The following is a 23,381-nucleotide window of genomic DNA, read 5'->3' on the forward strand; positions in this document are numbered from 1 at the left end:
GGGGCAACTGTATCCAAGATAGTGTCCACTAAAAAATGGTGTCCACTATCTTGGCCAATTTGGAGGGCTGTCAGGAGAGGGTGCTGGGCGGACGGTTACGACTCCTCTTCGCCGCGTACGCAAAGACTGGGGACAGACTACGGTTTTGAGTTCGCTCATCCTCAGATCCTGGTCTGTCTCTGTTTCTCCCCACCATCGGATTGAGAATATTGGGGGGCGACCAAAATCAGCATTTTGACTTCCTGTATCCAACTGGATACGCTCCAGCCATGAATTATCTCATCCAGCAAACGCAGACGGTCACTGCTTGGCATTCATCGGTCCGTGATTTGCGAGCAAAAATCGCTATCGCCCGCCGCATTGATCGCGCCGCAGCAGGTATCCCGGCGATGTGAAACCTGTCTGTGATGGTATTTCAGAGTTGCGTGTGGATGTAGACGCTGGCTACCGGGTCTATTTCACCATGCGCGGTGGAGTGGTCATCGTGCTACTGGCGGGTGGTGACAAGTCTTCACAGAGTGCTGATATCCGGCGAGCGAAGAAACTGGCAAAGGAGATTTGAACATGAGCCAACACCTGACGACATTTGACATGGCGGCACTACTCGATAGCGACGAAGCCATCAGTGAATACCTTTCCCAAGTGCTGGCTGATGGTGATAGCGAGGAGTTTCTCCGCGCGATCGGCTATGTCGCCAAGGCCCGCGGTATGGCGCAGATCGCTAAGGACTCTGGCATGGGACGAGAAAGCTTGTACAAGGCGTTCGCGCCCGGATCAAAGCCGAGATTTGATACCGTACTCAAGGTCATTCATGCGCTAGGCATTGATCTTCATGCGCAGCCTGGGCATGCCGCTAATCATTCACCTGCCTGACGAACGGATTAGACACCGGGACAAACCACGATTTTGAGTTCGCTTGTAAAATCGGCCCGTCTCATAATCGTAGTCTGCCCCTGTTCTCCTCTTATGAAACGGGCGGCTTATAAGTCGCCCTTCTTCATTATTCTGCCGCCTGCGCCCGCAATCGTCTTCCAATCACATCCATGACATCACAACCATCGCGTAACGATGTGGTCAGCAATTTACAAAAATCAGTCAGAACCACCGTGTCTGAGCTGATGTCCGAGCGAAACGCGATATTTTCCAAGACTTGGGTCACCGTGCGGATGCGGTAATCGGCGGTTTCGAAAAGAACGTCCAGAGGCGCTTCAGTGTCGATGAGCAGAGTTGCGGGGATGCAGTCGATGCCGGTGATGGGCATGTATCGGGTCATGGGTAATACCTTCATTCAATTGATTTAGGAGCAGGAGCTTCTGCGCTTCATTCAATCGAGTCGCCAAACCCGAATCGCCATCTGGGCGACAGAGAAACAATAAGTTGCCCCACCCTGATACTGCAATGCGCTGGTTTCCGAGGTTTGTGTAGGAATTTGCGTCAATGCCCCTCGAGGTGCTCGCTTGAGCCCTCATAAGTTACAGCGAAGGGACGTAGGGGAAAGGAGACGGAAGCACGCGAGGTAGTGAACACCAGCAGCGAACGGCCAGAAGTGCTCACCTGAAATGCCCCCGGCCTTCATATCGCCTTGAATGAGATCGCACGTGCCAACCCAAAACGTGCCTTGAGCAAACGCGGCTAGGCGCGTTCACGTCGCTATAGTCGACTCTATCGCCGACCGTACTTCCAGGAGCCTTTTCCCAGTGTCTGACATGTCGCCCAACTTCGCTTACACAAAACGCTTCAACGCCGTCCTCGCCTACATTAATGAGAATCTCGAAGGTGATCTGTCGGTGAATACGTTGAGCCATGTGGCGAACTTTTCGGCATTTCACTTCCATCGACAATTCACCGCGTTCGTAGGCGTGCCTGTTTCACGTTATGTGCAACTGATGCGATTACGACGCGCGGCGCATCGCCTGGCCGCCGTCGCTGATCATTCGGTACTGGAGGCCGCACTCGGTGCCGGCTTCGAAAGTCCGGAGGCATTTTGCAGGGCGTTCAGGCGAGCGTTCGGTATGACGCCGAGTGCGTTCAGGAAGGAGCCGAACTGGCAGGTCTGGAATGCGGTGTTCGCAATCCCTCATTTTTCCAGGACTATCATCATGCAAATACGAATCGTGCAAATCCCTGAAGTCAGGGTCGCAGCATTTGAACACTGCGGGCCCGCCGGGCTCGTCAATGAGAGCGTGCGCAAGTTCATCGAGTGGCGTAAGCAGAGCGGACAGTCGCCGGTGGCGTCGAGTCGCAGCTTTGGCATTCCCTATGGCAACCCCGATACGACACCTGCGCAGGAATTCCGCTTCGCAATCTGCGGCGAAATTCACGAGGCCGTGGCGCCGAATGAGTTCGGCGTTCGCGAAATCGTCATTCCCGGCGGTCGCTGCGTCGTGGTGCGACATGAGGGGTCACCGGATCACATCGGCGAAACGATCTATCCAATTTACCGCGATTGGCTTCCTGCCAGTGGAGAGGAACTTCGTGACCAGCCGCTGTTCTTCCATTACCTGAGCATCTACCCCGAGACACCGCAGGATCGCTGGCAAACTGATGTGTATGTTCCGCTGCAATAGCGAAGCAAGCAGCCTTCCCCCCAACGCTCGTAAAGGCTCCAAGGCAACCGTCAACAAGAGCGTCTTGCCCGCGCCATCGGCCTAAGGTGATTTCGTCAAGACGTATCTACCGGACGGCTACTGAACCAGGGACGAGGCCCTGATGATTTTTAGACCAGGCTTATCCGGTCTGCTTGACGGATTAAGCGGTGCTGTACCACGTTCAGGGAGCGTGGCGGAAAGTAGAACGAGAAACCTGGCGTATCGAAGGGGCCAGCTCGGCATCAGAAAGAGGCCGCGATTGCTTGGGCGAATTGCTGGTCAGACATCAGCGGTGGCGTGTATGCCGTATGGTAATAGCGTAGTGCCTGCTCAAACTGAGCGCCGCGAATCTCGCCATCTGAGCCAATGAATGCAAGCGCGTCGGCCTTGGCGGGCTTGAAGTTTCTTGCAGCCACCTCAGAAAGCCCGGTAGTTGCAGAAAGGACAGTGGTTGGAGCTAACGTAATCATCATCATCGAGTTTTCATACGAGCCCTTAGGTTCCGCGGCTGTATAAGCGCTGATTGATACGGTGATGGCGATTACCAAGGTCTTCCATGAACCCATACTTCGATACTTCCATTGCGATCAAAGGGTTGATATCGGTGGCCGTTTTTCCAAAACGCTTTCCAAACGCCAACAAAAAAGGGCCCACCTTTCGGTGAGCCCTTCTAGACCGCCCAGCAGAGCGGATTTTGTTTGGTAGGCGCGATTGGACTCGAACCAACGACCCCCACCATGTCAAGGTGGTGCTCTAACCAACTGAGCTACGTGCCTGCTGTGAGGCGGCATTCTACGGAATTCCGGAGGGGTGTCAACACCTTTTTTTCACCTAACCCTATGAATATGCAAAATATTTAATTTCACTAAGGCAACGAAGATTTTGCGGTAGCTGGCGGCCGATTTTTATCTCGGGTAGGATCGCTGCATTCGTAAAAAATATAAAACAGAGGTTGCAGAATGGCGAACACATCCTATCCAGCGTCCTATTACGCCGCGTCGGCCAATCCGGTTCCTCCGCGCCCTGCCCTGCAGGATGACGTCGAGACGGATGTTTGCGTGATCGGCGCTGGTTACACCGGCCTGTCCTCTGCACTGTTTTTGCTGGAGAACGGTTTCAAGGTCACCGTGCTTGAGGCGGCGAAGATCGGTTTTGGGGCTTCGGGTCGCAACGGCGGGCAGATCGTTAACAGCTATAGCCGCGACATTGATGTGATCGAACGTAGCGTCGGCCCTCAGCAGGCGCAGTTGCTGGGCAACATGGCGTTCGAGGGTGGACGGATCATTCGTGAGCGGGTGGCGAAGTATCAGATTCAGTGTGATTTGAAGGACGGCGGTGTATTCGCCGCCCTCACCGCTAAACAGATGGGCCACCTGGAGTCGCAGAAGCGTTTATGGGAGCGATTCGGCCATACCCAGCTGGAGCTGTTGGATCAGCGGCGTATTCGCGAGGTGGTGGCTTGCGATGAGTATGTGGGCGGCATGCTCGATATGAGCGGCGGGCATATTCATCCGCTCAACCTGGCCTTGGGCGAAGCGGCGGCTGTGGAGTCGCTGGGCGGGGTGATTTATGAGCAGTCGCCTGCAGTGCGCATCGAGCGTGGTGCCAGCCCGGTTGTGCATACGCCACAAGGCAAGGTCAGGGCCAAGTTCATTATCGTGGCGGGCAATGCTTACCTGGGCAATCTGGTGCCGGAGTTGGCGGCCAAGTCCATGCCTTGCGGTACGCAGGTGATCGCCACCGAGCCGCTGGGCGATGAACTGGCTCGCAGCCTGCTACCCCAGGATTATTGCGTCGAAGACTGCAACTACCTGCTCGATTACTACCGACTGACGGGCGACAAGCGCCTGATCTTCGGGGGCGGCGTGGTGTATGGCGCGAGGGATCCGGCGAACATTGAGGCGATCATTCGGCCGAAGATGCTCAAGGCCTTCCCGCAGCTCAAGGATGTGAAGATCGATTACGCCTGGACCGGAAATTTCCTGCTGACGTTGTCGCGTCTTCCGCAGGTCGGGCGGCTGGGGGATAACATTTATTATTCTCAGGGCTGCAGTGGCCATGGCGTGACGTATACGCATCTGGCGGGTAAGGTCCTGGCCGAGGCGCTGCGAGGTCAGGCTGAGCGTTTTGATGCGTTTGCGGACCTGCCCCACTACCCCTTCCCCGGCGGTCAGTTGTTGCGTACGCCATTTGCGGCGATGGGGGCTTGGTATTACGGGTTGCGGGATAAATTGGGGTTCTGAGAACGACAACACATCACCAAAGGGCTGCTTCGCAGCCCAACGGGGCGGTGCGACGTTTCGCTAAATCCCATCGCCACAAGCAAGCTCCCTCGCCACGGGCTTGTTCCAATATTTCAAATCCCAAAAACAAAAAACCCCGGTCTTTCGACCAGGGTCTTTGCTATCGACTAGAAGTAGCTTTGCAGCTTGCTTCTTAGCTTCAAGGCGTTCAGTGGGCCTCGAAGCAGATATGGCGCAGCGGACGGGACTCGAACCCGCGACCCCCGGCGTGACAGGCCGGTATTCTAACCGACTGAACTACCGCTGCGTATCGCTATGGACTTGCGTCCAGTTAACTCGTCTGATCCAAACCCTTGGGTCTGGATCTCGAACCAGGCGAACCTGCTTCGGAAAATATGGCGCAGCGGACGGGACTCGAACCCGCGACCCCCGGCGTGACAGGCCGGTATTCTAACCGACTGAACTACCGCTGCGCGTCGGTGGAGGCTTTTGACAGCTTCCGTCTTGCTTTCGCAAAACTCTCGTAAAACATGGTGGGTGATGACGGGATCGAACCGCCGACATTCTGCTTGTAAGGCAGACGCTCTCCCAGCTGAGCTAATCACCCTTTGCTTCGTTGAGGCCGCGAAATTTACGCAGGTACCGAAGCTAAGTCAATAGCAGGGTTGAAGTTTTTTCAAAACAGTTTCAAACGGCACCCGCAACCGCACTCACGTATAAATCATTTTCTTGGTCATGCCGCCGTCCACCACGAACTCCTGCCCCGTGACAAAACCGGCATTGCGCGACAACAGCCACGCCACCATCGCCGCCACGTCCTCTACCGTGCCTACCCTGCCCGCAGGATGCTGGGCGTGATCGGCGTCGGTCAGCGGCTGTGCACGACGCTGGGAGGGATCGCGCGCGTCGATCCAGCCGGGGCTGACGGCGTTGACCCGGATCTCCGGTCCGAGGCTGATGGCCAGGGCATGGGTCAGGGCCAGCAAGCCGCCCTTGCTCGCCGCATAGGCTTCGGTGTCGGGTTCCGATTGCGCGGCGCGGGTCGAGGCCAGGTTGACGATGGCGCCGTTGTGGGCGCGCAGATACGGCGCGCAGTGCTTGGCCAGCAGCATCGGCCCACCCAGGTTCACCGCCAGGACCCGATTCCAATAGGCCAGGTCCAGGCTTTCCAGGGTGATGTTGTGCGGATCGGCGATGGCCGCGTTGCACACTAGCGCGTCGAGCCGCCCGAACTGCCCGAGCACCTCGGCGATACCGGTGGCGACCTGCGCCTCGTCCGCCACGTCCATGGCAATGAACCAGGCATTGTCGCCCAGGGTCTTCGCCACCTTGGAACCGCGCTCGCGGTCCAGGTCGGTCAGCACCACCTGCCAGCCTTCACAGATCAACCAGGCAGCGATGCCCAGGCCGATGCCCCGTGCGGCGCCCGTAACCAGTGCAACCCGGCCATGAGTGCCGCTCGGCGGCGTAGCCAGCTCGATCACAACGCCGCCAACCCGCGGGCCAGGTCGGCTTGCAGGTCAGCCACGTCTTCCAGGCCGACCGCAACGCGGATCAGGCTGTCACGAATACCCGCCGATTCACGTTCCTGGGGCGACAGCCGACCGTGGGACGTGGTGCTCGGGTGGGTGATGGTGGTCTTGGTGTCACCCAGGTTGGCGGTGATGGAAATCAACCGGGTCGCGTCGATGAAGCGCCAGGCGCCCTCCTTGCCCCCCTTGACCTCAAAGCTCACCACCGCGCCGAAACCGCGTTGCTGACGCAAGGCCAGGTCATGTTGCGGATGGCTCTTGAGACCGGCGTAATGCACTTTCTCGATGCCGTCCTGCTGCTCCAGCCACTCAGCCAAGGCTTGGGCATTGGCGCAATGGGCTTTCATGCGCAGGCCGAGGGTTTCCAGGCCCTTGAGGAAGATCCAGGCGTTGAACGGGCTGAGGGTGGGGCCTGCGGTGCGCAAAAAGCCCACCACTTCCTTCATCTGCTCGCTACGACCGGCCACCACGCCACCCATGCAACGGCCCTGGCCGTCGATGAACTTGGTTGCCGAATGCACCACCATGTCCGCACCCAACTTCAGCGGTTGTTGCAGCGCCGGGGTGCAGAAGCAGTTATCGACCACCAGCATGGCGCCCTTGGCGTGGGCGATTTCCGCCAGCGCGGCGATGTCCACCAGTTCGGCCAGGGGGTTGGAAGGCGATTCGACGAACAGCAGCTTGGTATTGGCCTTGATTGCCGCATCCCAAGCGGACAGGTCCGCCAGGGGCACGTAATCGACTTCCACGCCAAAGCGCTTGAAGTACTTTTCGAACAGGCTGATGGTCGAACCGAAGACGCTGCGCGACACCAGCACGTGGTCGCCAGCGCTGCACAGGCTCATTACCACAGCCATGATCGCGGCCATGCCGGTGGCAGTGGCCACGGCTTGCTCGGCGCCTTCCAGGGCGGCAATGCGCTCCTCGAAAGCCCGCACGGTCGGGTTGGTGTAGCGCGAGTAGACGTTGCCCGGCACTTCGCCGGCAAACCGTGCGGCTGCATCGGCAGCGGTGCGGAACACGTAGCTGGAGGTGAAAAACATCGGATCGCCGTGTTCGGCTTCCGGTGTACGGTGCTGACCCGCGCGAACCGCCAGGGTATCGAACGCTACGCCCTCAAGGTCGCTGTCCAGCCGACCGGCATCCCAATCCTGACTCATGCTGTCACTCCTGAAATCGGTTTAAACGCAAACCGGCCCCTCAGGGCCGGTTGGTTAATCAATTGTTGTACAGATCGATGATCGCGCTGACCGCCTGAGTCTTGGCCTTGGACGCATCGTTACGTGCGTTCTCGATCTTGTTCAGGTAGGCCTCGTCGATGTCGCCGGTGACGTACTTGCCGTCGAATACCGCGCAATCGAAGTGCTCGATCTTGATCTTGCCGCCACCGACCGCTTCGATCAGGTCCGGCAGGTCCTGGTAGATCAACCAGTCGGCGCCGATCAGGTCGGCCACGTCCTGGGTGGTACGGTTATGAGCGATCAGCTCATGGGCACTCGGCATGTCGATGCCGTAGACGTTAGGGTAGCGCACGGCCGGGGCCGCGGAGCAGAAGTACACGTTCTTGGCGCCAGCCTCACGGGCCATCTGGATGATCTGCTTGCACGTGGTGCCACGCACGATGGAGTCGTCCACCAGCATCACGTTCTTGCCGCGGAATTCCAGTTCGATGGCGTTGAGCTTCTGGCGTACGGATTTTTTCCGTGCGGCCTGGCCCGGCATGATGAAGGTCCGGCCGATGTAGCGGTTCTTCACGAAACCTTCGCGGAACTTGACGCCCAGGTGGTTCGCCAGCTCCAGGGCCGCGGTGCGGCTGGTGTCCGGGATCGGGATGACCACGTCGATGTCATGGTCCGGACGCTCGCGCAGGATCTTGTCGGCCAGTTTTTCACCCATGCGCAGGCGAGCCTTGTAGACCGAGACGCCGTCGATGATCGAGTCCGGACGCGCCAGGTAGACGTGTTCGAAGATGCATGGGGTCAAGGACGGGTTGGTCGCGCACTGACGGGTGTGCAGCTTGCCGTCTTCAGTGATGTAGACCGCTTCGCCCGGGGCCAGGTCGCGAATCAGGGTGAAGCCCAGCACGTCCAGGGACACGCTTTCGGAGGCGATCATGTACTCGACGCCTTCGTCGGTGTGACGCTGGCCGAACACGATCGGGCGGATACCGTGGGGATCGCGGAAACCGACGATGCCGTAGCCGGTGATCATCGCCACCACCGCATAGCCGCCGACGCAACGGTTATGCACGTCGGTCACGGCGGCGAACACGTCTTCTTCGGTAGGCTGCAGCTTGCCGCGTTGGGCCAGCTCGTGAGCGAACACGTTGAGCATCACTTCCGAGTCGGAATTGGTGTTGACGTGGCGCAAGTCAGATTCGTAGATCTCCTTGGCCAGTTGTTCGACGTTGGTCAGGTTGCCGTTGTGCGCCAGGGTGATGCCGTACGGCGAGTTGACGTAGAACGGCTGGGCTTCAGCCGACGTCGAACTGCCCGCGGTCGGGTAGCGCACGTGGCCGATACCCATGTGACCGACCAGGCGCTGCATGTGGCGCTGGTGGAACACATCACGCACCAGGCCGTTGTCCTTGCGCAGGAATAACCGGCCGTCATGGCTGGTCACGATACCGGCAGCGTCCTGGCCGCGGTGCTGGAGCACGGTTAGCGCGTCATACAGCGCCTGATTGACGTTCGACTTACCGACGATACCGACGATGCCACACATGCGACGCAACCCCTACTTAATGGATCTGAACTGAACAACACTTACTGCGGCGTTTTGGCCATCGGCAAGAGGTGTTCCTTGAACGGTATTTCAGCGGGTACGCTGATACCGCTGGCAAGCCACTGACTGCTCCAACCCAGGATCAGGTTTTTGGACCAGTCTGCGACCAATAGAAATTGTGGCACGAGCCGGGACTCCTGCCACCACGTATCCTGCTGTACCGGCCCCAGGCTCAAGAGCCCGACGGCCACGACCACCAGCAACGCGCCACGCGCGGCGCCAAAGGCCATGCCCAGGAACCGGTCCGTCCCGGAAAGCCCGGTGACGCGAATCAGTTCGCCGATCAGATAATTGATCATTGCGCCAACCAGCAAGGTGGCGATAAACAAGATGGCACAGCCCGCGATCACGCGAGCCGACGGAGTTTCGATGTATCCGGCGAGGTACTGGGACAGCGAACCACCAAACATCCAGGCTACGACTCCCGCGATGATCCAGGTCAGCAGCGAGAGGGCTTCCTTGACGAAGCCGCGGCTCAGACTGATCAATGCGGAGATGGCGACGATCGCAACGATCGCCCAGTCAACCCAGGTAAATGGCACGGTGCAGCCTACAGACGGATAAGGCGGCGCATTTTAGCAGAGCGCAGGGCTGTCGGTAAGCTGCGTGATTCAAATCAGCTAAATCGCTGTCAGCCGCGCTCTGGCTGGAAGCGCACCACAAAACCCTTGAGGTTCTGCTGGCGGCTGAGCAGATCACGCAGACGGTCGGCTTCGGCACGCTCGATCAGCGGGCCGACAAACACCCGGTTCTTGCCATCGGCAGAGCGGATGTAGGCGTTGTAGCCCTGGCTGCGCAGGGTTTTCTGCAAGTTCTCGGCACTTTCGCGACTGGTCAGGCTGGCCAGTTGCACCGACCAACTGACCGACAGGCCATTGGCATCCACCCGGCTTTGCGTGGTGTCCGGCTTGGTCGTGGCGGCGGTAATCGGCTGGCTTGGGGCCGGCTTGACCACTGGAGCGGCCGGAACGGGGGCTGGAGCCGGAGCGACTGACGGCTTGTTCGGTGCGGCAGGCGCAGGCGTTGCGGGTGCAGGTGCTATCGGCATCGACGGCGCCGATTGCTCGGCCAGCTCCTCGTCGCTCGGGACAGGTTCCTGAGGCAATGCCTGGGGCTCGGGCACTGCCACCGGTTCAACCTGCACAGGCGGCACCGAAGGCGCCTGGGGCGCGGCCGGCGCGTCGACCGTGACCTGGCGTTGCTCGTCCTGACGGGAAAACAGCATCGGCAGGAAAATCACCGCCAGGGCCACCAACACCAGGGCGCCGACCATGCGCTGCTTGTACGCCTTATCCAGCAATGCCATCTGCAGCCTCCTCCGTGGAGCGCCGGGCCAACCATTGAAGGGCCTCGGCAACACAAAAAAATGATCCGAACAGCAGGATTTCATCATCAGCCGTTGCCAGGGCGCACTGCCCTTCCAGCGCGGCGGCCACGCTAGCGTAGGTTTGCACTGAAGCGCCGCGGCGCTGCAAAGCCTCCTGCAACTGCGCCGCGGTACGCGAGCGCGGCGAATCCAGCGGCGTCACCGCCCAATGCTGGACACTAGCACCCAACGCCTCGACAACGCCATCCAGATCCTTGTCGGACAGCAGCCCGAACACCGCCAGGCGCCGCCCCACCACGGGCCGCCGTGCCAGGCGCTCGGCCAGGTACTGCGCCGCGTGGGGATTATGGCCGACATCCAGCAACAGGTTCAGGCGCTTGCCTTGCCAATCGAACTGACGACGATCGAGGCGCCCGACCACACGGGTCGCCTGCAGCGCCTGGACGATTTGCCCGGCATCCCATGGCAAGCCCAGCAACAGGTAGGCCTGGAGCGCCAGGGCGGCGTTTTCCATCGGCAGGTCCAGCAAGGGCAGATCGTGCAATTCCACCGGATTGCCCCGCAGGTCGCTGCCGCGCCATTGCCAGTGCTGCTCGGTCATCGCCAGGTCGAAATCCCGCCCGCGCAGAAAGAACGGGCAGTTCAATTCGCGAACCTTGTCCAGCAACGGCTGGGGGGGATTGAGATCGCCGCAGAGCGCAGGCGCGCCCTGGCGAAAGATGCCGGCCTTCTCGAAGGCCACGGATTCGCGGGTATCGCCCAGGTAATCGGCATGGTCCACGCCAATGCTGGTGACCAGTGCAATGTCTGCGTCCACCAGGTTGACCGTATCCAGCCGTCCGCCCAGGCCGACTTCCAGCACGACCGCATCGAGACCGGCACGGGCAAACAACCAGAACGCCGCCAGGGTGCCCATCTCGAAATAAGTGAGGGTTGTATCGCCTCGCCCGGCTTCCACAGCGGCAAAGGCTTCGCACAGCTGGGCGTCAGAGGCTTCGACGCCGTTCACTTGCACCCGCTCGTTGTAGCGCAGCAGGTGCGGCGAGCTGTAGACACCGACGCTCAGCCCCTGGGCCCGCAGCAACGAGGCCACGAAGGCGCAGGTCGAACCCTTGCCGTTGGTGCCGGTGACGGTGATGACCCGGGGCGCCGGCTTGGCCAGTCCCATGCGGGACGCTACCGTTTGCGAGCGCTCCAGCCCCATGTCGATGGCCGATGGATGCAACTGCTCGAGGTAGGCAAGCCAGTCGCCCAGGGTGCGTTGGGTCATAGCCCGGCAGGCACTGGCGGAACCACGATCGGCTCGATCGGTGCGGCGACGAATTTCGGCGTCGGCAGACCCATCAGTTGTGCCAGCAGGTTGCCCAGGCGCGGACGCAGCTCCTGGCGATGGATGATCATGTCGATGGCGCCGTGCTCCAGCAGGAACTCACTGCGCTGGAAGCCTTCCGGCAGTTTTTCACGCACGGTCTGCTCGATCACGCGCGGGCCGGCGAAGCCGATCAGGGCTTTCGGCTCGCCGACGATCACGTCGCCGAGCATGGCCAGGCTGGCGGAAACACCACCGTAGACCGGGTCGGTCAGCACCGAGATGAACGGAATGCCTTCTTCGCGCAGACGCGCCAGCACCGCGGAGGTCTTGGCCATTTGCATCAGGGAGATCAGCGCTTCCTGCATCCGCGCACCGCCGGAAGCGGCGAAGCAGATCATCGGGCAACGGTTTTCCAGAGCGTAGTTGGCGGCACGAACGAAGCGCTCACCGACGATGGCGCCCATGGAACCGCCCATGAAGGAAAATTCGAAGGCCGAGACCACCACCGGCATGCCCAGCAGGGTGCCGCTCATGGATATCAGCGCGTCTTTTTCGCCGGTCTGCTTCTGGGCAGCAGTCAGGCGGTCCTTGTATTTTTTGCCATCGCGGAATTTCAGGCGATCCACTGGCTCCAGGTCGGCACCCAGCTCAACACGGCCTTCGGCATCGAGGAAAATGTCGATACGGGCACGCGCGCCGATGCGCATGTGGTGGTTGCACTTGGGGCAAACGTCCAGGGTCTTTTCCAGTTCGGGACGGTACAGCACCGCCTCGCAGGATGGACATTTGTGCCACAGACCTTCAGGCACCGAGCTTTTCTTCACCTCGGAACGCATGATCGAAGGGATCAGTTTGTCTACCAACCAGTTGCTCATGCTTTCTTTCTCCAGTACCGGCGGCCCGAACGCTTTGGTTCGCGGCCCCGCGTATGCCCTTGAGCTAAATTCATTGTGCGGCGAGTCGAAGGGCCGCCACGGTCAGTGCAAAACATGACCTGCGTACAACCCAACCTTCCTCAGCCATCCCGGCAACCGCACGGCGGCTACCACTTCGCTATCGGCCCACCCGGAGGCGGCACCTGCCTGCTTTGTACAGTGCTGGTATGGACGGCGGCAGTCTGCCAGCCGTCACATTGACGACTGGCTGTTGCGCACAGCGGCCATGAATGCACGAATCTTTGCAGGGTCCTTGATGCCCTTGCTCTGCTCCACGCCCCCGCTCACGTCCACCGCGTAAGGGCGAACCTGGCGAATGGCCTGGGCCACGTTGTCCACGGTCAGGCCACCGGCCAGGATAATCGGTTTGTCCAGGCCTTGGGGCACCAGCGACCAATCGAACGCTTCACCGGTCCCTCCGGGAACGCCTTCCACATAGGTGTCCAGCAAAATGCCGCTGGCACCGGCGAAAGCTGCGCAACTGGCGGCAATGTCATCCCCGGCCTTGACCCGCAACGCCTTGATGTACGGACGATGCCAGCCTTCGCAATCGGCTGGGGCCTCGTCGCCATGGAACTGCAACAAGCCCAGCGGCACCGCATCGAGTATTTCGCCCAGCTCGCAACGACTGGCATTGACGAACAGGCCCACGGACGTCACGAACGGCGGCAAGGCCTGGATAATCGCCCTCGCCTGCTGCACCGTCACCGCGCGCGGGCTCTTGGCGTAAAACACCAGCCCGATGGCATCGGCCCCGGCCTCGACCGCCGCCAACGCGTCCTCGACGCGGGTGATCCCGCAAATCTTGCTGCGAACGACCGGCATGGTGGGTAAAACCTCAGGCAAATCCGTGAAAGTCCCGGATGGTAGCAAATGCTGCGGAGGGCGTCAGCCGTCGAGTTCCGAGAAGCCCGTGAGGAAATGTGGCCCGATGTAACGCTCCGGCAACTCGAACTCATCGCGATATTCGACCTGTACCAGGTACAAGCCAAACGGGTGCGCCGTGACGCCACCGGAGCGACGGACACGACTGTCGAGCACTTCCTTGATCCACTCCACCGGCCGTTCGCCAGCACCAATGGTCATCAGCACGCCGGCAATATTGCGCACCATGTGATGCAGGAACGCGCTGGCGCGGATGTCGAGCACGATCATCTTGCCGTGACGGGTCACGCGCAGGTGATGCAACTCCTTGATCGGCGACTTGGCCTGGCACTGGCCGGCACGGAAGGCGCTGAAATCATGGACGCCGACCAGGTATTGCGCGGCCTCGGCCATGCGCTCGACGTCCAGCGGACGGTGATTCCAGGTAATTTCTTCGTTCAGGTGCGCCGGGCGGATCTGATCGTTGTAGATCACGTAGCGATACCGCCGGGCGATGGCCTTGAAGCGTGCATGGAAGTGCGCCGGCATCACCTTGGCCCAACTGACGCTGACATCGTGGGGCAAGTTGATGTTGGCGCCCATCACCCAGGCCTTCATCGAACGCTCGACCTGGGTGTCGAAATGCACCACCTGGCCGCAGGCATGCACGCCGGCATCGGTACGACCGGCGCAATGCAGCGACACGGGCGAGTCGGCGACTTTGGACAGGGCGTTTTCAAGGGTTTCCTGCACCGTCAATACACCGGAAGCCTGGCGCTGCCAGCCACGATAGCGCGAGCCTTTGTATTCAACGCCCAAGGCGATCCGGAAAAAGCCGTCGGCCGCCATTTCGGCGGCCGGGTTGTCTATGTTTGCCAAGAAATTACAGCCTGCTGAGGTACGCAAAGGCGGGCATTATAAGGCCGATGGCTTGGGATGCCAGTCCGGCGGGTGATCCTGTGTTGAATGGGCTGACGCCATCGCGAGCAAGCTCGCTCCCACAGGGACTCTCCAGCGTTCATGAGCTCCGCGCTCACCGCAAATGCCTGTGGGAGCCGAGCTGCTCGCTATAGCGGTGGGTCAGCTTGCATTGATGTTGAATGTACCTAGGTCATCGCGAGCAAGCTTTGCTCCCACAGGGACTCTCCAGCGTTCATGAGCTCCGCGCTCACCGCAAATCCCTGTGGGAGCCGAGCTTGCTCGCGATAGCGGCGGGTCAGCTTGCACTGATGTTGAATGCACCTCGGTCATCGCGAGCAAGCTTTGCTCCCACAGGGACTCTCCAGCGCTCTTGAGCTCCGCGCTCACCGCAAATGCCTGTGGGAGCCGAGCTTGCTCGCGATAGCGGTGGGTCAGCTTGCATTGATGTTGAATGTACCTAGGTCATCGCGAGCAAGCTTTGCTCCCACAGGGACTCTCCAGCGCTCTTAAGCTCCGCGCTCTCCGCAAATGCCTGTGGGAGCCGAGCTTGCTCGCGATAGCGGTGGGTCAGCTTGCATTGATGTTGAATGTACCTCGGTCATCGCGAGCAAGCTTTGCTCCCACAGGGGTTCTCCAGCGTTCATGAGCTCCGCGCTCTCCGCAAATGCCTGTGGGAGCCGAGCTTGCTCGCGATAGCGCCCCCCCCCGGTGGGTCAGCTTGCATTGATGTTGAATGCACCTCGGTCATCGCGAGCAAGCTTTGCTCCCACAGGGACTCTCCAGCGCTCTTGAGCTCCGCGCTCNAGCGGTGGGTCAGCTTGCATTGATGTTGAATGCACCTCGGTCATCGCGAGCAAGCTTTGCTCCCACAGGGACTCTCCAGCGCTCTTGAGCTCCGCGCTCTCCGCAAATGCCTGTGGGAGCCGAGCTTGCTCGCGATAGCGGCGTGCCAGCTTGCATTGATGTTGAATGTACCTCGGTCATCGCGAGCAAGCTTTGCTCCCACAGGGACTCTCCAGCGTTCATGAGCTCCGCGCTCTCCGCAAATCCCTGTGGGAGCCGAGCTTGCTCGCGATAGCGGTGGGTCAGCTTGCATTGATGTTGAATGCACCTCGGTCATCGCGAGCAAGCTTTGCTCCCACAGGGACTCTCCAGCGCTCTTGAGCTCCGCGCTCACCGCAAATCCCTGTGGGAGCCGAGCTTGCTCGCGATAGCGGTGGGTCAGCTTGCACCAGCACTGAATGTANTTTTTTTGCTGATCCGACGCTACCCGCCAAAACCCCTTGTGGGAGCGAGCCTGCTCGCGATAGCGGTGGGTCAGCTTGCATTGATGTTGAATGCACCTCGGTCATCGCGAGCAAGCTTTGCTCCCACAGGGACTCTCCAGCGCTCTTGAGCTCCGCGCTCACCGCAAATCCCTGTGGGAGCCGAGCTTGCTCGCGATAGCGGTGGGTCAGCTTGCATTGATGTTGAATGTACCTAGGTCATCGCGAGCAAGCTTTGCTCCCACAGGGATTCTCCAGCGTTCATGAGCTCCGCGCTCACCGCAAATGCCTGTGGGAGCCGAGCTTGCTCGCGATGAGGCCAGCCCAAACACACCCGCTAATCCCGCTGCAAACTAAAACGGCAGCCTCATCGGCTGCCGTTCTTGTATAACCACTGACTCAAGCCAGGCGCGACAACATCTCCTGCGCTTCGCTCTTCTGGGTCGCGTCGCCTTCGCTGAGGACTTCGCCGAGGATGTCGCGGGCGCCGTCGTTGTCGCCCATGTCGATGTAGGCCTGGGCCAGATCGAGCTTGGTCGCCACTTCGTCGGTACCGCTGAGGAAGTCGAAGTCCGGCTCGTCTTCAGCACCGACCAGGGCATCTTCGGCGGTAAACGTCGGCTGGCCCAGAGTGTCGGACAGGCGATCCAGCTCGGCGTTTACATCGTCCAGCTCGGACTCGAAGGCATCCTTGGGCGCATCGTGCGCGTCCATTTCGTCTGACAGGGACAGATCGAAATCCGCCGGCAGCTCGAGATCGTCGGCGGGGGTGTCGGCCAAGGCTGGCGTTTCAGTCGCCGGCAAATCCAGGCCCTTGAGATCGTCGTCCAGGTCGAGCAGGAAGTCTTCATCGTCGAGCGCCGGGATCGGGGTCGGCGCATCGGCACCCAGGTCCAGGTCGAATTCCGACAGGTCGTCCAGGCTTTCGCTGGCCTCAGTCTGCTGCTTGAGCACCGACTCGAAACTCAGGTCGTCGTCTTCCGGGAACGCGTCCAGCTCAGCGACAGGCTCTGGCGTCGGCGCGACCGGGGTCGTTTCCAGGTCATCCAGGCTCAGGTCGAAGGCGCTGTCCAGCTCCTCATCGGTCGGCGTCTTGTCTTCCAGCAGCTCCTTGACGTACTGCGCGTCCAGCTCTGCTGCCACTGCCGCGGCGGCCAAGCCTGCGGCGGTGGCGACCACCATGGCCGGGAAACGGCTTTTCAGTTGCTCGACCTGGGCGAAATTCTCGCCATTGGCCACCAACTGGCGTTCCTGGGCGACGAAGGCGTCGCGGTCGCCCTGCTGACCGTAGACTTCCATCAGCTTCAGGCGCAGGTCGCTGCGCTGGGGCTCGGCCTTGATGCCTTGTTCAAGCAGGTCGGCGGCCTGGTTCAAGCGGCCGCGATCGATATGGGACTGAGCCTGGGGTAGCACGTCGTCGGAGCGCTCGGCAGCCGGAGCCACCAATGGCGCCGCGATAGGCGGTGTGACCACTACAGGCGCGATCACCGGAGCCGGCTTGGGTACTGGCGCAGGAGCAGGCGCGGGTTTTGGCTCGAGTTTTACGCTCGGTGGCGGAACGTCAATGCCCTCGAAGCTGCTCGGGGGCAGATCGAGCTCCGGGGAGAAGTCAGCCTCCTCCTCGAGGGCCCGGGCCATGCGCAAGTGCTTTTCCGCTTCCTGCTGGGCCTTGCGGCGACGGGCGAGCAACAACAGCAGCAACAGCAGGAGCAGCGCGCCGCCGCCAATCAATCCCAGCAGGATCGGATTGGTCAGCAGGTCGTTGTATTTCTGCTCGCTGGACGCGGCCGGCGTCGGCTCGACCGGAGCGGCAGGCGACGTCGCTTCCGGGGCCGCCTCTGGCGCAGGTGCAGCCGTCGGGGCCTGTGCCGCTGGCGCAGGGGTCAGCTCTGCGGACATTGCAGGAGGCGCCTCGCCAGCAGGAGGAACGGCGGCACCTTCGGCCTGCATTTTGGCCAGTTGGTTGTTCTTCAGCTCGATCAGGCGCTGCAGTTTGTCCAGTTGGCTCTGCAGATCCGCCATGCGGCTTTTCAGTTCTTCGTTATCCCGGCGAGCCGAATCGAGGCTTTCCTGGGTGACCGCAAGCTTGTTGGAGAGCGCCTGGGCATCGCCGGCAGCGCCCTTGCCCTTGCCGCCCGCCTTCGCTGCGTCAGCCGACACCAGGCTCAAGTTGTCGCGGCCGGCAGCCTGTGCCGGCGCGCCTTCGCCACGGCCACGCTTGGTGGCATCCAACTGCTGCTTGCCGGCACCCGCCACGCCACGACGACCCGAGCGCCAGGCGGCGTTCTGCGCAGCCACTTCAGCGATGGCCTGGGGTTGCGGCAATGCCGTGCTTTGCACCGGGTCCGGCAGGCGCAATACCTGGCCGGTCTTGAGCAGGTTGATGTTGCCGTTGATGAATGCGTTCGGGTTCAACGCCTGGATCGCCAGCATGGTTTGCTGGACCGATCCACCGTTACGCACCTTGGCGGCGATTTCCCACAGGGTATCGCGCGGCGTGGTGGTGTATTGCGAAGGCTTGGTCGCCCCGGTGACCGGCGTGGACACGACCTGGGGCGGTTTCGCCCGGGCGGCGTCGGCGGCCTGCGGCGAGAATTTGGAAGGATCGAGCAATACGCTGTAGTCGCGCAGCAGACGGCCGTTGGGCCACATCACCTGCACCAGGAACTTGACCATCGGTTCGGACAGCGGCCGGCTGGAGGTTACCCGCAGGACGCTCTTGCCATTGGCGTTGATCACCGGGGTGAAGCTCAGGTCATTGAGAAAGGCCTGGCGGTCGACGCCGGTCTTGGCGAAGTCATCGGGCGAGGCCAGGCTCGGCACGACTTCGGCGGCGGTCAGTTGCTGGACGTCGAGCAACTCGATCTCGGCGACCAGAGGCTGGTTCGGCGTCGACTTCAGGGTCAATTCCCCGAGCCCGAGCGCTTGCGCCATACCGGAGGACAGCGCCGAGGCGGCCGCTATTGCTAACACCAGTTTGCGAACTTGAACCATAGCCTCTTCCTTTGTTTGAACATTCCTCGGCCAGCGAGAAGGTATTGATGCCGCTGCCGTAAGGCATTGCGCGCAGCCCCGAAGCGACGGTGCGCGCGATCATTTCACTCATGCCCCGGGAAAGTCCCCCAGAGGGATGTTCGCCTTCAGCATTCCGACCAAGCATAGCGCCCAGCTAGAATCATTCGACAAATTGATGCCAAGTATCTTTTACAGCAAGTCTTTTATCAACAACTCAGCCACCTGCACGGCATTGAGCGCCGCGCCCTTGCGCACGTTATCTGACGTCAGCCACATATTTAGTTCCGCCGGATCGTCGATCCCACCGCGTACACGACCAACGTAGACCACATCCTGCCCCACCGCATCACCCACCGCCGTCGGGTAATCGCCCGCATCCACCAGCTCGATACCGGGTGCCGCTTCCAACGCCGCGTTGACCTTGGCCAGGTCGATGGGACTCGCAGACTGCACAGTCACGCTAAAGCTATCGCCAAAAAACACCGGGGCTTGAATGCAAGTGACGGAAATCTTTAACAAAGGTTGATTCAGCACCTGGCGCAACTCGCGGACCAGGCGCTTTTCCAGCTGCGTATGGCCCTGCTCGTCCGGGGTGCCGACCTGGGCCAGCAGGTTGAACGCCATCTGCCGATCAAAGAATTTCGGCTCCAGCGGACGGGCGTTGAGCAGCTCGGCGGTCTGGCGCGCCAATTCACTCACGGCCACCCGGCCCTGGGCCGACACCGCGAGGCTGGCGGTCAGGCTGATGCGCTGCAAGTCCAGGCATTCGCGCAGCGGCGCCAGCACGACCGCCAAGGCCGTGGCCGATGCGCTGGGGCTGCTGACCTGCAACGGCTTGCTCAAACCGGCGAGCACCTGGGCATTGGCTTCCGGCACGATCTGCGGCGCCTGTTCGGGCGGCAAGGCGCCGGACAGGTCAATCAGCGCACAGCCAGCCGCCGTGGCCCGCGGGGCGAAACTCAGGGTCACCGCCGGGCCGGCGGCGAAGAACACCAGTTGGACTTTGCTGAAGTCGAACTCGTCGACTTCGCGCACCCGCACGTTTTTGCCGCGGAACATCACCGAGCTGCCTGCCGATTCGCTGCTGGCCAGCAGGTGCAGGTTACCGACCGGGAAGTCCCGCTCTTCGAGGATCTGGACGAGGGTTTCGCCGACAGTACCGGTGGCGCCGATCACGGCAATATCAAAGGACTGGCTCATGGGTCTACCTCAGGTAAAACGTGGGGAGCGGCACTTTACCGGGTGGTGGGTATGCAGGCAATTGGCCGGAGGGTTTGCCGTTCCTGGGCAGGCCTCTTCGCGAGCAGGCTCGCTCCCACATGGGGTCTTCAGTGGCCACAAAACCTGTGGGAGCGAGCTTGCTCGCGATGAGGCCTGCCCTGACACACAACCGCCCCCCAATAAAAAACCCGCACCTCTCACAAGGCACGGGTTCTTTCACAGCAGCAATCGATCAACGCTCGAGCAGGATCCGCAGCATGCGACGCAGCGGTTCGGCAGCGCCCCACAGCAGTTGGTCGCCGACGGTGAAGGCACCGACGAATTGCGAGCCCATGTTCAGCTTGCGCAAACGACCCACCGGTACGTTCAGGGTGCCGGTGACCTTGGTCGGGCTCAGCTCCTGCATGCTGATTTCGCGGTTGTTCGGCACCAGCTTGACCCAAGGGTTGTGCTGGCTGATCAGCCCTTCGATGTCGGCGATCGGCACGTCTTTGTTCAGCTTGATGGTCAGCGCCTGGCTGTGGCAGCGCATCGCGCCGATGCGCACGCAGATGCCGTCCACCGGGATCGGGCTCTTGAAGCGACCCAGGATCTTGTTGGTTTCGGCCTGGGCCTTCCACTCTTCGCGGCTCTGGCCGTTAGGCAGTTCCTTGTCGATCCAGGGGATCAGGCTGCCGGCCAGCGGTACGCCGAAGTTCTCGGTCGGGTAGGCATCGCTGCGCATCGCCTCGGCGACCTTGCGGTCGATGTCGAGGATGGCGCTGGCCGGGTTGGCCAGATCATCGGCAACGGCGGCGTGGGTGGCGCCCATCTGCTTGATCAGCTCACGCATGTTCTGCGCGCCGGCACCGGACGCCGCCTGGTAAGTCATGGCGCTCATCCACTCCACCAGACCGGCTTCGAACAGGCCGCCCAGGCCCATCAGCATCAGGCTGACGGTGCAGTTGCCGCCGATGTAGTTCTTGGTGCCCGCGTCCAACTGCTGATCGATGACCTTGCGGTTCACCGGGTCGAGGACGATCACCGCGTCGTCCTGCATGCGCAGGCTGGAAGCGGCGTCGATCCAGTAACCCTGCCAGCCGGCTTCACGCAGCTTGGGGAAAACTTCGCTGGTGTAGTCGCCACCCTGGCAGGTCAGGATCACGTCGAGGGTCTTGAGCTCTTCGATGCTGTAGGCATCCTTGAGCGCACCGGTGTCCTTGCCCACGGACGGGCCCTGGCCACCGACATTGGAAGTGGTGAAAAACACCGGCTCAATGAGATCGAAATCCTGCTCTTCCAGCATTCGCTGCATGAGCACGGAACCGACCATGCCGCGCCAACCGATCAGACCTACACGTTTCATCGCAACTACACCTATACAAAAGTGGGCCACCGTCGAAGCGGTGGGCCCGAAAGATTACAGATTCCGCAGCGCGGCGACTACTGCATCGCCCATTTGCTGCGTACCGACTTTGGTACAACCTTGCGACCAGATATCACCGGTGCGCAAGCCCTGGTCCAGGACCACGCTGACGGCTTTTTCGATCGCATCGGCGGCATCGTTCAAGTTGAAGCTGTAGCGCAGCATCATCGACACCGACAGGATGGTCGCCAACGGGTTGGCAATGCCCTGCCCGGCGATGTCCGGTGCCGAACCGTGGCACGGCTCGTACATGCCCTTGTTGTTGGCATCCAGGGAGGCCGAGGGCAGCATGCCGATGGAACCGGTGAGCATCGACGCTTCGTCGGACAGGATGTCGCCGAACATGTTGTCGGTGACGATCACGTCGAACTGCTTCGGCGCACGCACCAGTTGCATGGCGGCGTTGTCGACGTACATGTGGCTCAACTCGATGTCCGGGTAATCCTTGGCCACCTGCTCGACTACTTCACGCCACAGTTGGCTGGAAGCCAGCACGTTGGCCTTGTCCACCGAGCACAGTTTCTTGCCACGCACGCGGGCCATGTCGAAGCCAACCCGGGCGATACGGCGGATTTCGCTTTCGCTGTACGGCAGGGTGTCATAGGCCTGGCGCTCGCCATTATCCAGCTCACGGGTGCCACGCGGGGCGCCGAAGTAGATGCCGCCGGTCAGCTCGCGAACAATGAGGATATCCAGGCCAGCAACGATTTCCGGCTTCAGGCTCGATGCATCGGCCAGTTGCGGGTAGAGAATCGCCGGACGCAGGTTGCCGAACAGACCCAGTTGCGCGCGAATCTTCAGCAGGCCACGCTCAGGACGGATGTCACGTTCGATCTTGTCCCATTTCGGGCCGCCCACGGCGCCCAGCAGCACGGCATCGGCTGCACGGGCACGGTCCAGGGTTTCATCGGCCAGGGGCGCGCCGTGCTTGTCGATGGCCGCGCCGCCGATCACGTCGTGGCTGAGTTCGAAGCCCAGGCCGTACTTGTCGTTCGCCAGCTCCAGGACCTTGACCGCTTCGGCCATGATTTCCGGGCCAATGCCATCACCTGGGAGAATCAGAATCTGCTTGCTCATGCTTTCCTCGTTTGCTCTGTCGGCACACGCCTGGGCTTTGTACCCAACGCCTGGCCGGGAAAAATGCTATCGCTCGGCCCACAGCACCAGTACATCTGTACTGAACGAACCATCGGCCTCAATCTCAAAATATTCACGCACTTCGTCACCCATCGAGCGCTGCAGCTGGAGAATCGCCGCACGCATCACCTCGGGGGTGCGCATGCGCTCGACCCAGGAACGATATTCCAGGCGCAGGCGTTGGCGCGAGGTGCTGCGGGTGTGCAACCCCGCTTCGCTGACCTGGCGCAACCACTCGCCGGCAGAATAATCGCGCACGTGGCTGGTGTCGCGCAGCACTTCGACGCTTTGCAGGTAGGTGTCCAGCAACGGCATGCCAGGCGACAGGACGTCGATGAACGCTACCACGCCGCCCGGCTTGAGCACCCGGCGCACTTCCCGCAACGCCAGGCCCAGGTCGCTCCAATGATGCGCCGAATAGCGGCTGAACACGAAGTCGAACTCAGCGTCGGCGAACGGCAGGCGCTCAGCGGCACCGCATACCGTGCTGACATTGCCCAGGCCACGCTCGGCAGCCGCCGTGGCGACCACGTCGAGCATCTGCTGGGACAAATCATAAGCCACCACTTCACCGGCCAGCGGCGCCACGTGGAAACTCACATGGCCGGCACCGCACCCCAGGTCCAGCACCCGGGCATCGCCACGACCGGCCAACGCAGCCTGTAGCAGCGCGAATTCAGCGCCCTGGGCGTGCACGGCACTGCTCAGATAGGCCGAGGCCTGTTCACCGAATTGCTTTTGTACAACCTGACTGTGGGCGGTGCTGGTCATGGGTGGTTTCCTTTTTGGTGTTGTGTTGCCTGGGCGGGCCCTATCGCGAGCAAGCTCGCTC

At 61.2% G+C, this 23,381-nt stretch carries 19 protein-coding genes, 4 tRNA genes and 1 pseudogene; 4 read left to right on the forward strand and 20 right to left on the reverse strand.

Going from position 1 to position 23,381, the window contains the following annotated elements; genetic code table 11:
• Positions 1–269 precede the first annotated feature (269 nt).
• Positions 270–562: pseudogene (locus tag ASC85_RS33215) on the forward strand (type II toxin-antitoxin system RelE/ParE family toxin).
• A 2-nt stretch (positions 563–564) separates the two neighbouring features.
• A complete protein-coding gene (locus ASC85_RS20510) occupies positions 565–873 on the forward strand; it encodes an addiction module antidote protein (RefSeq protein ID WP_038858737.1) in 309 nt (102 codons plus the stop codon).
• 127 nt (positions 874–1,000) lie between these two features.
• On the opposite strand, the gene ASC85_RS20515 is transcribed toward ASC85_RS20510, so the two are convergent.
• Positions 1,001–1,273: a hypothetical protein gene (locus ASC85_RS20515; protein WP_003203821.1), complete on the reverse strand. Its 273-nt coding sequence runs from the start codon at positions 1,271–1,273 to the stop codon at positions 1,001–1,003.
• A gap of 433 nt (positions 1,274–1,706) precedes the next feature.
• On the opposite strand from ASC85_RS20515, the gene ASC85_RS20520 reads away from it, so the two are divergent.
• Complete coding sequence (locus ASC85_RS20520; protein ID WP_430458885.1) at positions 1,707–2,567, forward strand: AraC family transcriptional regulator; 861 nt, start codon at positions 1,707–1,709, stop codon at positions 2,565–2,567.
• 263 nt (positions 2,568–2,830) lie between these two features.
• On the opposite strand, the gene ASC85_RS20525 is transcribed toward ASC85_RS20520, so the two are convergent.
• Complete coding sequence (locus ASC85_RS20525; protein WP_057451095.1) at positions 2,831–3,154, reverse strand: DUF2388 domain-containing protein; 324 nt, start codon at positions 3,152–3,154, stop codon at positions 2,831–2,833.
• Positions 3,155–3,287: 133 nt separating this feature from the next.
• Positions 3,288–3,364: transfer RNA gene (locus ASC85_RS20530), tRNA-Val, on the reverse strand.
• A 183-nt stretch (positions 3,365–3,547) separates the two neighbouring features.
• Between ASC85_RS20530 and ASC85_RS20535 the strand changes: the two genes are divergently transcribed.
• Positions 3,548–4,831: an NAD(P)/FAD-dependent oxidoreductase gene (locus ASC85_RS20535; RefSeq protein ID WP_057451096.1), complete on the forward strand. Its 1,284-nt coding sequence runs from the start codon at positions 3,548–3,550 to the stop codon at positions 4,829–4,831.
• Positions 4,832–5,061: 230 nt separating this feature from the next.
• Here the strand turns inward: ASC85_RS20535 and ASC85_RS20540 are convergent.
• From ASC85_RS20540 to ASC85_RS20620, 17 genes are all read right to left on the reverse strand, one after another.
• Positions 5,062–5,138, reverse strand: a tRNA-Asp gene (locus ASC85_RS20540).
• Positions 5,139–5,227: 89 nt separating this feature from the next.
• Positions 5,228–5,304, reverse strand: a tRNA-Asp gene (locus ASC85_RS20545).
• Between the two features lie 58 nt (positions 5,305–5,362).
• A tRNA-Val gene (locus ASC85_RS20550) sits at positions 5,363–5,438 on the reverse strand.
• Between the two features lie 103 nt (positions 5,439–5,541).
• Complete coding sequence (locus ASC85_RS20555; RefSeq protein ID WP_003203835.1) at positions 5,542–6,315, reverse strand: SDR family oxidoreductase; 774 nt, start codon at positions 6,313–6,315, stop codon at positions 5,542–5,544.
• Positions 6,312–7,523, reverse strand: coding sequence for an O-succinylhomoserine sulfhydrylase (locus ASC85_RS20560; protein ID WP_057451097.1), 1,212 nt, complete (start codon positions 7,521–7,523; stop codon positions 6,312–6,314). The genes ASC85_RS20555 and ASC85_RS20560 overlap by 4 nt, the downstream gene beginning before the upstream one ends.
• Positions 7,524–7,581: 58 nt before the next feature.
• Positions 7,582–9,087 (reverse strand): amidophosphoribosyltransferase, encoded by a 1,506-nt coding sequence (gene purF / locus ASC85_RS20565; RefSeq protein WP_003203840.1) that lies wholly within the window; start codon positions 9,085–9,087, stop codon positions 7,582–7,584.
• A gap of 41 nt (positions 9,088–9,128) precedes the next feature.
• Entirely contained in the window at positions 9,129–9,689 is a 561-nt protein-coding gene (locus tag ASC85_RS20570) for a CvpA family protein (RefSeq protein ID WP_003179770.1), read from the reverse strand.
• An 89-nt stretch (positions 9,690–9,778) separates the two neighbouring features.
• Positions 9,779–10,453, reverse strand: a complete 675-nt coding sequence (locus ASC85_RS20575; RefSeq protein WP_057451098.1) for an SPOR domain-containing protein — start codon at positions 10,451–10,453, stop codon at positions 9,779–9,781.
• A complete protein-coding gene (gene folC, locus ASC85_RS20580; protein ID WP_057451099.1) occupies positions 10,437–11,744 on the reverse strand; it encodes a bifunctional tetrahydrofolate synthase/dihydrofolate synthase in 1,308 nt (435 codons plus the stop codon). Before folC ends, ASC85_RS20575 begins: the two co-directional genes overlap by 17 nt.
• On the reverse strand, positions 11,741–12,661 hold the full coding sequence (gene accD / locus ASC85_RS20585; RefSeq protein ID WP_003203847.1) for an acetyl-CoA carboxylase, carboxyltransferase subunit beta: 921 nt from the start codon (positions 12,659–12,661) through the stop codon (positions 11,741–11,743). The genes folC and accD overlap by 4 nt, the downstream gene beginning before the upstream one ends.
• A 252-nt stretch (positions 12,662–12,913) precedes the next feature.
• Entirely contained in the window at positions 12,914–13,546 is a 633-nt protein-coding gene (locus ASC85_RS20590; RefSeq protein WP_057451100.1) for a phosphoribosylanthranilate isomerase, read from the reverse strand.
• A 63-nt stretch (positions 13,547–13,609) separates the two neighbouring features.
• On the reverse strand, positions 13,610–14,434 hold the full coding sequence (truA, locus tag ASC85_RS20595; protein WP_018610821.1) for a tRNA pseudouridine(38-40) synthase TruA: 825 nt from the start codon (positions 14,432–14,434) through the stop codon (positions 13,610–13,612).
• Between the two features lie 1,736 nt (positions 14,435–16,170).
• The gene (locus tag ASC85_RS20600) at positions 16,171–18,765 is read right to left on the reverse strand and encodes a FimV/HubP family polar landmark protein (RefSeq protein WP_057451101.1); all 2,595 of its coding nucleotides are present in this window, start codon (positions 18,763–18,765) and stop codon (positions 16,171–16,173) included.
• A gap of 210 nt (positions 18,766–18,975) precedes the next feature.
• Positions 18,976–19,986 carry an aspartate-semialdehyde dehydrogenase gene (locus ASC85_RS20605; RefSeq protein WP_053189459.1) on the reverse strand — a complete coding sequence of 337 codons (1,011 nt, stop codon included), beginning with the start codon at positions 19,984–19,986 and terminating at the stop codon, positions 18,976–18,978.
• A gap of 253 nt (positions 19,987–20,239) precedes the next feature.
• Positions 20,240–21,352, reverse strand: coding sequence for an aspartate-semialdehyde dehydrogenase (asd, locus tag ASC85_RS20610; protein WP_003203857.1), 1,113 nt, complete (start codon positions 21,350–21,352; stop codon positions 20,240–20,242).
• Between the two features lie 54 nt (positions 21,353–21,406).
• Positions 21,407–22,489, reverse strand: coding sequence for a 3-isopropylmalate dehydrogenase (leuB, locus tag ASC85_RS20615; RefSeq protein ID WP_057451102.1), 1,083 nt, complete (start codon positions 22,487–22,489; stop codon positions 21,407–21,409).
• Positions 22,490–22,555: 66 nt separating this feature from the next.
• A complete protein-coding gene (locus ASC85_RS20620) occupies positions 22,556–23,320 on the reverse strand; it encodes a class I SAM-dependent methyltransferase (protein ID WP_057451103.1) in 765 nt (254 codons plus the stop codon).
• Positions 23,321–23,381: the final 61 nt, after the last annotated feature.

The sequence above is a fragment of the Pseudomonas sp. Root401 genome, from assembly GCF_001425105.1.
GTDB lineage: Bacteria > Pseudomonadota > Gammaproteobacteria > Pseudomonadales > Pseudomonadaceae > Aquipseudomonas > Aquipseudomonas brassicacearum.